This is a genomic window from Bacillus cereus group sp. BfR-BA-01453 (assembly GCF_022662915.1).
GTDB classification, from domain to species: domain Bacteria; phylum Bacillota; class Bacilli; order Bacillales; family Bacillaceae_G; genus Bacillus_A; species Bacillus_A paranthracis.
Map to the genome: position 1 here is coordinate 287,288 of NZ_JAKUEN010000003.1, position 13,505 is coordinate 300,792.

The window sequence follows — 13,505 nt, forward strand, 5'->3', positions numbered from 1 at the left end:
TAAATAAGCTTATGGCTATTACATGGTGTAACATAATAAATAGACAATAGTATAATCGGAAATGAATAATACATTAATAAAAAAGTATAAATACATTCACCCCTTGTTTATCAATGCTGTGAACGGTAATACTAAATAACATTGAACTTTTATAACAAGGGATGATAATATGATATTCATTTACACGGATTTCGGTGGAACGCATTCAACTGCACTTGCAGCAGCTTATCATTTAAATAAATTACCAATGGATCGTAAGCTAACAAAAGAAGAAATATTAAATGTGGATTACTTTAATAAATTGAAAACTGAAGATATGGGGAAAATTATTTTTCATGGAGTAGATGAAAATGGTAACCCGGTTTATACGATTGGATGCGGCGCATCAAAAATCGTTGTACCTGCGATGAAGCATTTAGGAGAGATTCTGCAAAAACATTATCAAAGTCATGAAAAGATTATTTTTTCTAATACATCACCAACAGTACCTTTACCAATGACTTTTGGCGGTCTGTTTTCTAGAAGGTTTCACATCGACTTTATTGGTGTACCATTACTCGTATGGGGTGCAAAACTTAGCTGTGATAATGTACAAAGACTTGTTAGTTATACGAAAGAAGCCGGACGATTAACAAATGATTATGTTGTGATTTTAGATAATGAAACTTTTAAATAACGTAAGATAAAAGGAAAATCAAGCAAATTTCTTGATTTTCTTTTTAATTTGTGAAAAAGACAAGAAATATTCACATTTATCATCTATCTACTATAGCCAAAACAATAAAGTCCTGTTACTATTACAGGGATATTCTCTTTTCATAACATAAATATATAGAAAAATTAGAAAAGAGGAATTGAATTAAGGGAGGAACAACATGAAGCGTGTTGCTTGGATTACTGATAGTACAACTGCGAGTTTTACAACAGAAGGAGATAACTTTGTTATCCCAATTGAAGTTATTATTGATGGTGTGTCGTACAAAGATTGTGAAGAAGGTGTGCGTGAGCGCGTTTATAATGCTTTAAACGAAGGTAAAACTGTCACTACATCACAACCTAACATAGGGGAAATGGTAGAGTTATTTTCGAAATGCAAAGAAGAATATGAAGAAGGATTTGCAGTTGCTATTAGCGGAAAAGTAAGTGGAACCTATCAAAACATGAAGTTAGCTGCAGAAATGGCAGGTTTCCCATTAACGGTATTAGATAGTGAAACAACAAGTTATCCAATGGACGAACTAATTAGAAAAGCGAAATCGTTATACAATGATGGTATGACTTTACAAGATATACACAAAACATTAGTAGATGAAAAAAGAAGACCTTTCCATGTATTCCCGAAAAGTTTAAAAGGCCTTTATGCAAGTGGACGTGTAAAGGGAGTTCAATTTTTACTTGGAAGTTTATTAAGTGTCAACTTAATATTAGAAGTAAAAGGTGGAGAGCTTTTACTTGAAAAGAAAGTACGTAAAATCCAAAAATGCCGAGAATACATTAAAAATGAACTTGAAAAAGAATTGCCAAAAGTACTTCACATGTTCCATGCTAACGATAAAGATGGAGCTGAAGAATGGATTGCAGATATTAGACAAGCATTCCCTGAAATGGATTTCAAACTATATCCATTACCAATTTCATTTGCAGTTCATGCAGGTGAAGGTACAATAGCAATTAGTTATTAAGAAGAAAACCCGTGAATGATTCGCGGGTTTTTTTTATTTATAAATGGTGCATACCACGCCACCATCAAGTTGAAGTTTTATAGCACTCTAGAACGAAATTTGTGTTAACTCGAAACAAAAATCTTATTTTATCATTTTTGGGGAGGAACCACAATTTCTTGACTTGATTTGAGATTAAAAATATAAACCTTTTCCTACTGGCTGAACAGTTTCTAGTACAATATCAACCATTTCTTCATTAAGTAGGGTCCTTATAATCCAAGCCGATAGTTCTTGAGCAGCAAAACAACCCGCAGCAGTCGATATATTTCCTTCGTTTACGAAACTTTTCTCAATAACGTCTACACCAAATTCTTTTAGCTGTTCTACTGCTGAGGGATATGTAGTAGCTTTTTTACCAGTTAGTAATTTTTTAGCTCCTAATAGTAGTGAACCAGAACACATAGATCCTATTAATTGTCTTTGAGGATCTACATGAATGCTATTAATATATTGTTGATTTTTATATAAATCCTTTACACCTTTACCGCTTGCAAATATTACAGCATCGGCAAAAGGGATATCAGATATACTTCCTGTCATGGGAATACGCAAGCCAGACATAGATATATGAGATTGTTCTGTCCCTAAAAGCTGGACATCCCAATCGGAAATACCACCGACTAAACGTACACGATTTAATAAATCCCATGGTAGAAAAACATCTATATCGGTAAAGTTATCGAAACAGACTATTGCAATTTTCATTTTCTAACCCTCCACTTATGTATATCATTTTATTAATAATATAAACATCTCTTTTTTATGTTCTATATCCAGTTATAAATCCCTGTATATTACACGTATATGAAGGAGGTGTAGTGATTTTTTAACGCCTCTAAACATAAAAAGATATAAAATCTTTTTCTTGGTTTCTATAGATTTTGTGTACAAAACCAAGATCTGTAGCAATAACTCGTAAGGTATTGGGGATGAGAATCTTTAAAATTCTCAAGGAAATAGGTGTAATTTATTACACATACAAATTACTGGAGTGAAGAAATTCATCAACCTATCTCGGAAAGAATTGACCAAGCTTTAAAGCTTGGTACTATATTATTAGGCACACCTATATAAAAAATACCCTCTTTTCATTCCATAAATAATGTTGATAAAAAAGGGGAAAGGATTTTTAAAGGTAAAAATAGAAATCTATATAAAAAAATATTTAAATGGTAGGGATATTATGAAAATCGGTAAGTTTGGAGAAGTAAATAATATAAGTATTGATACGATTAGACATTATATGGATCTCAGTCTTATTATTCCTGAAAAAAAGGGAGGCCACTATTTTTTTGATGAGTATTGTCAAACAGATTTAGAACTTATTTTACACTACAAAGACCTAGGGTTTAGCTTGAATGAAATTAAAGAACTATTTTTTTATAAAAATTTAGCGAAATCTATGAATTACGAAAAAGATACTTTTTACCAATCTTTATTTAAACTGAAATATGACAAGATAGAACAGGAAATAGAACTTTTGGAGAAGAAACGGGATAAATTAAAGGAAGTGTTACAGGATTTATTATTAACAAATGAAACTTCTAATTCAATTATGGGGATAGATTTAAGTGTACTACATTTACTGACATGTTCTAAGTGTAGCAAAAAATTAATTCTTCAAGATGGAATTATTACTAACAATCAAATTATTGAAGGAAAATTAATTTGTAATTGTGGTGAAGAATACATGATTACATCAGGAATTATAACTGCTGGTGAATTATTTAAAGCAAATGAGCGGACCTTACTTGAAGATACTATTTCAGATTATATTCATGAAACTGATAATACATATTTGGAAAATATGCATAGAGAAGGGGAATGGGCGAAAAAGAAACTACTACGTTTAGATTTAAATAACAAATTAATACTGGATATAGGATCAGGACTCGGATTCTTTTTGAGAAATATTTATGAAGAACTACCCGAAGATTGCCTATACATCGCAGTAGATAGAGATTTCAATAAACTTTTATTTTTAAAAGACGTATTAGCGAGAAAAAATCCGAGAAGAAATATTCTCTTTATCTGTGCGGATTTTTTGAACATCCCTATTCAAAATCGGTCAGTAGATATTGTAATTGATCACTCTGGTACGAGCAATTATAGTTTTGAACATGAGGATTTTTTACTTCACGAATTAAACCCACTTTTTAAATCTGATTGTTATTTATTAAGTTTATTTATTTTATTTAAAAATTTCAGCTTAAATAGCCAAATTACAAATAACTTTCGAGCAAATTTTACACGTTCAAAAGTAACAAAAGAAATCCAAAATCTACAGTTTCAATTCATAGATGAAAGTACTTCAAATTATTTGAAACGAGGTGGAAAGTACGAGGATTTCATTGTTCAAGGAGAAGAGATTTATACATATTCATTTTTCGGAAAAAGATAAGATTAACCTCAACATAAAAAGTCTGGCTATAAAACCGGACTTTTTATGTTGATTTATACTTTTTTTGATTAAAAGAAAAGGAGAATGTTAATCTACATATTTAGCACTTACATGACAGTCTCTTGTCGGTATATGTCTAGTAAGAGAAAAGATAGCCAAAGCTAAAGACAATAGAACTAGAGATCCACCAACCCAGGCCATGTTGGCAACATTATGTACTTGTTTTAAAGCTATACCTCCAACTGCAGAGCCGAGTGAAATTCCTATTTGTAGGGCTGAATTATTAAAACTTTGCTGTATATCTGACGTATCTGGGGCAGTTTGGATTAAATAACTTTGTTGAGGTGGTGCAAGCCCCCAACTCAAAGCAGCCCAAACTATCATAACAGGAATAAACAGGATAATAGAAACTGCCGTGAATGGTAATATAAATAAGATTAGAGCAAATAAAGTAATAACTATCACAATACTTTTTGGAGCGCCTATTTTATCTGATAAAACACCACCGAACGCTCCACCACTTACTGCAGCTATACCAAACACTAAATAAAATATGCTAATCCAATAAGGGCTTAGGTGAAACTTATCTTCTAAAAAAGGAGTAAAATAAGCATATAAAGTATAGTGTCCCGCTAACATAAACATGGTAGCTAGATGAGCAGCGCCTAGTTTTGGACTACACACGGCCTTTAATTGAATAGATAGAGGAGTTCGGTTTTCCTCTCCAGGTATTTTCTCTAAAAATACTGAGATTAAGATGATGGATCCCAATGATAAAATAGCAATACATAAAAAAATAACTCTCCAGCCAAATGTGTTTGAAATTAAAATCCCTAGTGGTACTCCTAGAACAAGTGAAGAGCTAATACCCATATAAATTAATCCTAATGCTTTTGCTCGGTAAGAGGGATGAACAATCTTTGCTGCAATTGTAAGGGAAAGTACTACAACTAAAGCTGTACTCATAGCAGTTAAAATTCTTGCTATCATCATAAAAGTAAAGTTTGGACTGAAATACGTAAGTATATTACCAATTAGAAAAATATAAAGTGAAATAACATACAATTTTTTTCTTTCCACTTTACTTGTGAAAATTAATAATGCAGGACCTGCTATTGCATAAGTAAAGGCGAAAATTGTAATTAATTGCCCAGCGGAACTTAATGAAACATTAAAATCTTTAGCGATGTCTGGCAATATTCCTCCAACAATAAGCTCTACAAGTCCTACTGCTATTGTTGCTAGAGCTAATATAAATACTTTGAAATTCATTTTATGTATTCCCTTCTCGTCATTATTTACCGTAGAACAAAAAAACTCCTGACTACAAACGCTATAATACGCATTTTGTAGTCAGGAGTTATTGGTTCCTGGTAGAGACCCCCAAGCCATATTCTTGGAGTTATACATGATTCTCATATGTAATTAATCAATGTAATAGAAGATACCATATTAAATTCTATATTTCAATAAAAAATTTTGTATTTGTACACGTAATCCTATTATTTATTTTTACCAACATAGAGAACGACAAAAATCTTTAGTTGATAAAGATGGGGTTAACCCTATCTTTTATTTATTTTCCCTTAAAACTTTTCAAATTGTACATATTGCTATTGGGTTGACCCAAGAACTTACAATGTACGTAACATATAGTTAGGCAGGGGGAAAAGTGATGAGAAGTTTACGATTACATATAGAAAATAAAAAAAGCAACCAAGAACTAAAAAATATTTGTCTCTATTCCATTGGGAAAACAGTATCAATACTCGGTAGCTCTATTTATAGTTTCGCATTAGGATTATATGTTTTACAAATCACCGGATCTGCGTTGAATTTCGCGATTACGCTCATTTTAGGAACAATTCCTATGATTGTTTTGAATCCATTTGCTGGTGTCATTGCTGATAAAGTTGATAAAAAGAAACTCGTCGTTTGTATGGATCTACTTAGTGGCTGCTCATTAATAACTGTTTATGTAGTAAGCAGCCACTATGGATTAAACTTATTCATCATTTATACTACAACCTTTCTTATGACGGTATTTACAACCTTTTTTGGAATAGGGTTAGAAGCTGCGAAACCGAATATCGTCTCTAAAGAGAGGCTTATGAGTATTAATTCTATAAGTAAAATTATCGATTCTGTATCTTTAATTCTTGGCCCTATGTTAGGTGGTATCGTTTTTTCAATATTTAATATTAAAACTTTTATAATTATAAACGGTATTTCTTTTATTCTTTCAGGGATAGCATTACTATTTATTCATTTTAGACTGTTCGAGTACAACATAAATGAGCGAAATTCAAAAAGAGAAGTTAATTTTATTAAAGATATAAAAGAGGGGTTTTCTTACTTACTTGAAAAGGAAAGCTTAAAGAATACGTTTCATATTTTAATTTCGTTTAATTTCTTCTTAGGCTTTGCTGTAACTGTTCCATTGCCATATATTATTAACACAGTACTCAATCTTGGTTCTAAGCAATTTGGTATCATTCAAGGGACTTTTCCAGTAGGGATGATAATCGGTGCAATTGTAGTAAAAAAGATAACTGATCGTTTTTCTTACTCTTATCTTTTGAAAAAACTAAGTTCTATGTTGTCAGTTTTTATGATTATTTTAGGAATTCCAGTTTTATTCAAAAGTTTTGAAGTGAATGATTTAGTATTCGTTATTACGTATTGTTTTGTTATGATCTTTTTAGGGTTTATTATAGCGCTAATTGATATTCCTTTAATTTATTTCATGCAAAATGAGATTCCCGATGAATACAGGGGAAGGGTTCTCAGTATTGGAATAAGTATAGGTAAAATGATGCTCCCTATAGCAATGGCACTATCCGGTCTATTATTAAATTATATCCCAGCGTACACCATTCCAATTGTAGGGGGATTCTTATATTTAATAGTAATTAAAGTTTCATCAAATCGTTTCATATTAGAGGTTCATTCGAAAGATTATAGTGCTTAATAGATTCTTAGATTATTTTTAGAATGGATACTGCTACTTCTTTCAAGCTAAGAAAAACAAATACTATAAAACGAAAATTTATTTGGTAAATCGGTTTCATAAATTATAAAAAGCGCAGGATCATCATCCTGCGCTTTTCTATCGTAATTCAGCTGTTTTTCTTATCACAATCTTATCAATATCATCTTCTTCATCACCAATAAATAACCCACGTTCTTTTAAATACGCCTCAAAATATAAATCTGCTTCTGCACGTTCATCATATGGTTTTACAGATAGAACGAAACCTAATTTGTTTTGTTCCTCTAAATGAGAAGTGGAAATGTATGCCGGTACATTGTGGCGTAAAAAGAGTTCTTTAACCGGAATAATCATATCTTTCATTAATTTTGTTAACATACCCATTTCAAACTCGAAATTAAATCGATCTATACTACATAAATCAGCGAATACTACACCAATAAAACCTGTATTATATACTTCTTGATATTCTACTTCCTCGTTACCGTAAAAATTCTTTTCGATTAAATAATTTATAAAGTAAGCAACACCGTCACTTTGTTCAAAAGGCTTCGTTGAAAGAACAAAGCCGATTTTCTTTTGTTTATGTAAATACACACAAGACATATATGCTGAAATGTTATGTTCTTTAAATAGAGAACTCGTTGCTCCAGAGAGACCATCTAGTACGTGATGCACAATTTGAAGTTTTTTACGAGCGAAATAATAGGATTTCTTTTGTAACTCCAATGTATCAATAAAGACAGAGCCGATAAAGCCTGTATTTGAAATGATAGGTGTTTGCTTTTTTCTTCCTCTGCGCTTTGCTTGAGCCATTGTAAAAATCATCCCTTCATGTACAATTAAAATAAAAAAGAACGTTTGTTCGTATATTTATATTTTACTATTAAAACGCTCTAAAGTAAAGGGTTTTTGACGAAAAAACAACAAAAAAGACACCTATAAAAGGTGCCTTAAACGTTGTAGGGAAGAGGGTTCATCCCAACTATTTATATTATGATACAGAAACGATCTCTTCCGTATCTTCTACATCTAAATGACAGTCCATTGTACGAACATCTTGATCTTCATGACTTCCGAAATAAATAGTAATTTTCATATGTATCGCTCCTTTATTCTAGGAATACCTAAAATAATTACTAGTAATGTTAATATTTATTATATACCACTTTTTTCATTCCGACAACGTTATATCATATTTAATTCTTTTAGAAGACAAAGTGTGATTTATAGAGATATTTTTATAGAAATAGGTATATTTCTTATATGTTATATTTAATACTGAAAGATTCGAATTTGAATTTTTATGAAAGGGGCAAAATGAATGAATTTTAAAAAGTTACTAATAGATAATTTTACATATAAAACTTCATATATTGCGCGGCAGGCACAGGGAATGAATGTAAAAGAAACGAAGGGTTACATTGCTGTCGACTGTGGTTTACCTGCAGATACATTTAATATCATTACTTTACTAAACAATAATGTAACGGAAAATATCGAGAAATTATATAAGGAGGTAGTATACTATAATCAAAAGAAATATCCAATGAGTGTTTGGTTTTGGGATGATAGGTACGAGCAGACTATAAAAAGCGAATTAATAAAACTGGACTTAAAAGAAGCAGAACAGAATATTGCAATGGTCGCAGAATTAAATACAATTCATCCGACAATAAACATGCCAGAAGGTTTTAGAATAGAAAAAGTATCTTCACCAGAACAAATTAAAAAGTTTGGAGAAACGTTAGCTAATTTGTTTGGTTCATCAGAGGAAGGTATACATGTACAAGCATTCTACAATCAAGCTGCGTCTTTCGACTTATGGAATAGTGGGAATATGAACCTGTACTTAGGACTTTATAAAAATGAAGTCGTATCGGTTGGTTCATTAGTATGTACACTAGATAGTATTGGTATTTATGATATAGCAACGAAAGAAAGAATGAGGGGGAAAGGATTTGGCTCTACTATGTTTAATTACCTGCTGCAAGAAGCAAAGGAATTAAACGTTGCTCAATGCGTATTGCAAGCTTCACCTGATGGGATTACTATTTATAAAAAGGCTGGTTTTCAATCTGTTGGACAAATGACTGTATTTGAAAATCGACATTTATTTGAATAAATTACCCAAGCCAAATTGCTTTCATGTAGGAGTTAATACATCATTATGAAAAAGATATATATCGTTACAATACTTTGCATCTTTATAGTAATAGGTACTTTTGTTTTTCATAAAGTAAATGAACTTAAGTACACAAAAGCTATTAATCAATCGAATTATATAAAAAACATTGCACATAGAGGGGCTTCGGCGTATGCACCGGAACATACAATTGCTGCGTATAAATTGGGACAACAATTAAAAGGCGATTATATAGAAATAGATCTTCAAATGACAAAAGATGGACATTTAGTAGCTATGCATGATGAAACAGTAAATCGTACTACAAACGGTACAGGGCTAGTTAAGGAACATACATTAGAAGAATTAAAGAGATTAAATGCAGGTTCTTTTTTTAATGAAAAACATCCAACTTTAGCAAAGAAAGAATATGAAAATGCTAAAGTTCCAACACTAGAAGAAGTAATTGAAGTGTTTGGGCATGACGCGAACTATTATATTGAAACCAAATCACCTGATGAATATCCAGGAATGGAAGAAAGGTTATTAGAAATTATCAATCATTATGGAATACAGGATAAACTTATTATTCAATCATTTAGTGAAGAAAGTTTGCAAAAGCTACATAGTTTATATGTTAATATACCTCTAGTCCAATTACTATCTTACAAAAAGGCAGTTCAATTAACTGAATCAGAGATAAAAAAGTATAAAACATACTGCATCGGTCTTGGTATGAACTACAAATATATTGATGCAGCTTATGTAAAGAAAATAAAGAAACATGGATTAGAAATTCATCCATTTACTGTAGATAATGAAACAGACATGAAAAAGCTAATTTTATGGGGAGTGGACGGGATGTTTACGAATTATCCGGATCGTTTACATTCATTATTAAAGTCTTAATTAAAAGATATTATTTTTAACGTAATAGTTTATAGAGGTTTTCGAGTAATATATAATTAAATTAATCTATTTAAACTAAAAAGGAGTGTAAGTAGGATGAATATATTAGCTGTTGTTCCACGCCTCTATGTTTCAGACTTACAAACTCATCTAGAATTTTACAAAGTACTATTAAAGCAAGAAAAACCACAGGAATTTCAAATGAATGGAACGCATGTGATTAGATTTACAAATTTACTTTTAATTGAAGAATTAAATGAAACAATTAAGAATCATGTTGCTGCAACGATTATAATTGATGATCTCAATGAAGTAAGAAAACTAATCTTAAACTATAACGGCGTAATGATTACTGAACCAATACAAGTACCCACAGGTATAAAAATGATAGTTCGTCATCCAGATGGTAATATCATTGAATACATAGAGCCGACATTGAAATGAAATCCGAAAAAGAATCCAATAAAAGTATTGGATTCTTTTTATTTAGCGCTAAGTGACTAACTTAAAGCAGTACAATTTTGAACTTATTAATAAAATATTACATTGAGTATAATTTTTTATAATAATCATCAGAAAGTAACGAAAATGTAATGAATTTTAACTACGCTTTTTATATTTTTTTGATACACTGGCTACGAGAGGAATACCGATTAATGTAGGTAAAAACCAAAACCATATAGGCGGCAATAAATTAATAATTGGAATATGAATACCGATGTTTACTAATAACGCGGTAACGGCACCAATATAAGAACCTAACATACCTCTAATATGGTGATGAAGCCAATTTTTCCAACGTTTTTTTCGTGCAAGGTAGCCATAAATCGCAAAAGCATAAGAGAAAATTGCTACATAAAATAAATATGCGATTTTATCCCAGTTTATAATGGATAGTATAATTGCAGTAAGGGTGATCACAACATAGGATGCATGATATATTTCACCCCATTCCGTATGTTTTCCTTTCTTCTTTTGAGCAACCATCGCTACAATACCGGTAATTAAGCATATTGTTCCAAATAATATGTGGATGGTTAAAAGAATGTTAAAAATGCTCATAATAATTCCTCCTTTTTTATTTTTATAGTATTGCAGTATAGGAGAAAAGTTGAAAAACATCGTTTGTTCGTCTTAATATATTGAAATAAAGGTACTCTTAGAACAAATTTAAACGGACAAATTTTCTTGAATTTAGTGAAACACGTATTACGTGAAATGAAGGAGAGACTTCCATGTTTACATCTATTACATATTTACAATCAGGGAATGACAAGCAACAAAAAGTGTATGATGTTTTGAACAAACTAAATATAATGGAGGATTTAGCTTTGTATAGTCCCGTACTTTGTGGGACAATCCCTATAAGAATTGATACGCTTCAATCTGACTTAGATATAGTAATGGAAGTACATAACTTTGATGTTTTTGAACAAGAAATGAGATCTTTATATGGTTCTTATGAAGGGTTCAAAATAAAAAAGAAAAAAATTAAAAATACTGAATCGATAAAGGTAAATTTTAAATTTGAAGGTTTTGAATTTGAATTATTTGCTCAGCCTAAGCCAGTTCGTAACCAAAATGCATATAGACATATGATAGTAGAGCACATGTTATTAATGCAGCATCCTCATATAAGGGAAGAAATTCTTCTCTTAAAAGAGAACGGTTTAAAAACAGAACCTGCTTTTGCTCAAGTATTAAACATTGACGGGGATCCTTATGAAGGACTTATTGTGTTGGGGCAGGAAATGCGGTTGTGGTAAATAAAATACACAAAAACTCCTCTATAGAAAAAGAGGAGTTTTTGTTATGCCGTTAGCTTACGAATTAATTCACTCAACAATTTAACCCCGTTAGTCATTTGCTCTGGAGAAGCATATCCATATGATAAACGAATGTATCGATCTGATTCTTCTTCATAGATACGTCCCGGGTTTAAAAGAACTCCTTTTGATAGCGCCTCTGAAAATAATTTCTTCATCGGAATGCTAGGTATTACCTTTAGCCATATAAAAAATCCACCACTAGGTATATCCCAGGTGGCAATATCTGCACAATACTTATGTAAAGCTTGTATCATGATTTGTCTTCGTTCTTTTAATTGAATTCTTACATTTGCTACATGTTCTTCATAAAAACCTTTTTTTATCCATTCAGCAGCAACTCTTTGGGATAAAGAGCTTGATCCATAGTCTGTTTGCATTTTTATATCTGACAATCTTTCAATAACTGGTTCAGGTCCAATAATCCACCCAATTCTAAGTCCTGGGCTAAGTGTTTTAGATAGGCTCCCAATATATAATACATGTCCATGTTTATCTATCGACTTTAAAGGAGCTGGAGGTGGTTCATCAATCCATAACTCGCGGTAAATATCATCTTCAATAATAGGTAACTGTTCCTTTTCACATATTTTTATTATTTCTTTTCTTCGTTCTTGAGACATTAATATCCCAGTTGGGTTTTGAAAACTAGGGATAGAATATAAAATGTTTTTCTTTTTACTATATTTAATGCGTTTTAATAATTCGTTAGGTAAAACACCGTGATGATCCATAGCTATACCAGATAAATTTATATTTGCTGATTGAAATACATGAAGCGAATATAAGTAAGAAGGTTGTTCAAGTAAAACGGTGGACTCTCTATGTAAAAGACCAATTGATATTAATTGTAATGCTTGTAATGCACCCGAGACGATTAATATAGAACTCGGTGATGCATGTATTCCAAATGATTTTACGTATTTACTTATTGCTTTACGTAACGGATAAAACCCTTTTTGTTCCTCATATCCAAAATAATCTAATTCCTCACTTACTTTTTTCATAATGGACTGCATCGTTTCTAGCGGAAAAAGATGAGGAGCAAGTTCGCCTTTACTAAGATGGATAAGTTTGTTATTTGCTTCTGCTTCATTTATTTCTCGTACCATTAACTTGCTTGGTTTATGAATACCGGCTTTTACATATTCACTCCAATCGGGCGGGGGATTCGTCGCTAATAGTGACCATGTATTATTCGTTACAATTGTTCCTGCTCCAATTTTCCCTTGAATCAATCCATCAGCCATAAGTTCATCTAGTGCAGTTATTACAGTACTACGATTTACTTGAAATAATTTCGCTAACTGCCTTTGACTAGGGGTCTTACTTCCAATTGGCCATTCTCCATTTTCAATTTTTTCTTTCATATAATCTACTATTTGCCGATACTTAGGCAGTTTTTTACTAGTTGTCATCAAAAAACTCCTTCGTTCACTTGAAAAATACCAAGTGGTTGGTTTTTACGATAATAAACTGGTTGAAGACATTGTATCAACTATTACATATGATGAAAAGAAATAATTGG

Annotated in this window: 13 protein-coding genes, 1 pseudogene and 1 riboswitch; of the genes and pseudogenes, 9 read left to right on the top strand and 5 right to left on the bottom strand. The window is 31.4% G+C overall.

The window, feature by feature from the left end:
* The first annotated feature begins 169 nt into the window (after positions 1–169).
* Both MR070_RS08820 and MR070_RS08825 read left to right on the top strand, forming a co-directional pair.
* Positions 170–676: a DUF3189 family protein gene (locus tag MR070_RS08820; RefSeq protein WP_000576323.1), complete on the top strand. Its 507-nt coding sequence runs from the start codon at positions 170–172 to the stop codon at positions 674–676.
* 199 nt (positions 677–875) lie between these two features.
* Complete coding sequence (locus MR070_RS08825) at positions 876–1,682, top strand: DegV family protein (protein ID WP_000831945.1); 807 nt, start codon at positions 876–878, stop codon at positions 1,680–1,682.
* Between the two features lie 174 nt (positions 1,683–1,856).
* On the opposite strand, the gene MR070_RS08830 is transcribed toward MR070_RS08825, so the two are convergent.
* Positions 1,857–2,429 carry a DJ-1/PfpI family protein gene (locus tag MR070_RS08830; RefSeq protein WP_000684439.1) on the bottom strand — a complete coding sequence of 191 codons (573 nt, stop codon included), beginning with the start codon at positions 2,427–2,429 and terminating at the stop codon, positions 1,857–1,859.
* Positions 2,430–2,711: 282 nt separating this feature from the next.
* Here MR070_RS08830 and MR070_RS08835 point away from each other — a divergent pair.
* Positions 2,712–2,780, top strand: a pseudogene (locus tag MR070_RS08835) (glutamine amidotransferase); the annotation flags it as partial.
* Between the two features lie 127 nt (positions 2,781–2,907).
* Positions 2,908–4,125 (top strand): methyltransferase domain-containing protein, encoded by a 1,218-nt coding sequence (locus MR070_RS08840; RefSeq protein ID WP_242261087.1) that lies wholly within the window; start codon positions 2,908–2,910, stop codon positions 4,123–4,125.
* 87 nt (positions 4,126–4,212) lie between these two features.
* On the opposite strand, the gene MR070_RS08845 is transcribed toward MR070_RS08840, so the two are convergent.
* Positions 4,213–5,397 (bottom strand): MFS transporter, encoded by a 1,185-nt coding sequence (locus MR070_RS08845; protein WP_001009820.1) that lies wholly within the window; start codon positions 5,395–5,397, stop codon positions 4,213–4,215.
* Positions 5,398–5,455: 58 nt separating this feature from the next.
* Positions 5,456–5,555: riboswitch (purine riboswitch) on the bottom strand.
* Positions 5,556–5,800: 245 nt separating this feature from the next.
* Between MR070_RS08845 and MR070_RS08850 the strand changes: the two genes are divergently transcribed.
* Positions 5,801–7,096 carry an MFS transporter gene (locus MR070_RS08850; RefSeq protein WP_001257236.1) on the top strand — a complete coding sequence of 432 codons (1,296 nt, stop codon included), beginning with the start codon at positions 5,801–5,803 and terminating at the stop codon, positions 7,094–7,096.
* Positions 7,097–7,234: 138 nt separating this feature from the next.
* On the opposite strand, the gene MR070_RS08855 is transcribed toward MR070_RS08850, so the two are convergent.
* On the bottom strand, positions 7,235–7,933 hold the full coding sequence (locus MR070_RS08855) for a hypothetical protein (protein WP_000035797.1): 699 nt from the start codon (positions 7,931–7,933) through the stop codon (positions 7,235–7,237).
* 508 nt (positions 7,934–8,441) lie between these two features.
* Between MR070_RS08855 and MR070_RS08860 the strand changes: the two genes are divergently transcribed.
* From MR070_RS08860 to MR070_RS08870, 3 genes are all read left to right on the top strand, one after another.
* Positions 8,442–9,242 carry a GNAT family N-acetyltransferase gene (locus tag MR070_RS08860; RefSeq protein WP_242261088.1) on the top strand — a complete coding sequence of 267 codons (801 nt, stop codon included), beginning with the start codon at positions 8,442–8,444 and terminating at the stop codon, positions 9,240–9,242.
* Between the two features lie 45 nt (positions 9,243–9,287).
* On the top strand, positions 9,288–10,151 hold the full coding sequence (locus tag MR070_RS08865) for a glycerophosphodiester phosphodiesterase (RefSeq protein ID WP_070806146.1): 864 nt from the start codon (positions 9,288–9,290) through the stop codon (positions 10,149–10,151).
* Positions 10,152–10,247: 96 nt separating this feature from the next.
* On the top strand, positions 10,248–10,595 hold the full coding sequence (locus tag MR070_RS08870) for a VOC family protein (protein WP_242261089.1): 348 nt from the start codon (positions 10,248–10,250) through the stop codon (positions 10,593–10,595).
* Positions 10,596–10,751: 156 nt separating this feature from the next.
* Here MR070_RS08870 and MR070_RS08875 read toward each other — a convergent pair whose 3' ends face one another.
* Positions 10,752–11,213, bottom strand: a complete 462-nt coding sequence (locus MR070_RS08875) for a DUF2306 domain-containing protein (protein WP_000021740.1) — start codon at positions 11,211–11,213, stop codon at positions 10,752–10,754.
* Between the two features lie 173 nt (positions 11,214–11,386).
* Here MR070_RS08875 and MR070_RS08880 point away from each other — a divergent pair, with 173 nt between their 5' ends.
* Positions 11,387–11,917 (top strand): DUF4269 domain-containing protein, encoded by a 531-nt coding sequence (locus tag MR070_RS08880; RefSeq protein ID WP_139895391.1) that lies wholly within the window; start codon positions 11,387–11,389, stop codon positions 11,915–11,917.
* A gap of 44 nt (positions 11,918–11,961) precedes the next feature.
* On the opposite strand, the gene norG is transcribed toward MR070_RS08880, so the two are convergent.
* A complete protein-coding gene (gene norG / locus MR070_RS08885) occupies positions 11,962–13,398 on the bottom strand; it encodes an efflux pump transcription regulator NorG (protein ID WP_472927048.1) in 1,437 nt (478 codons plus the stop codon).
* Between the last annotated feature and the right edge of the window lie 107 nt (positions 13,399–13,505).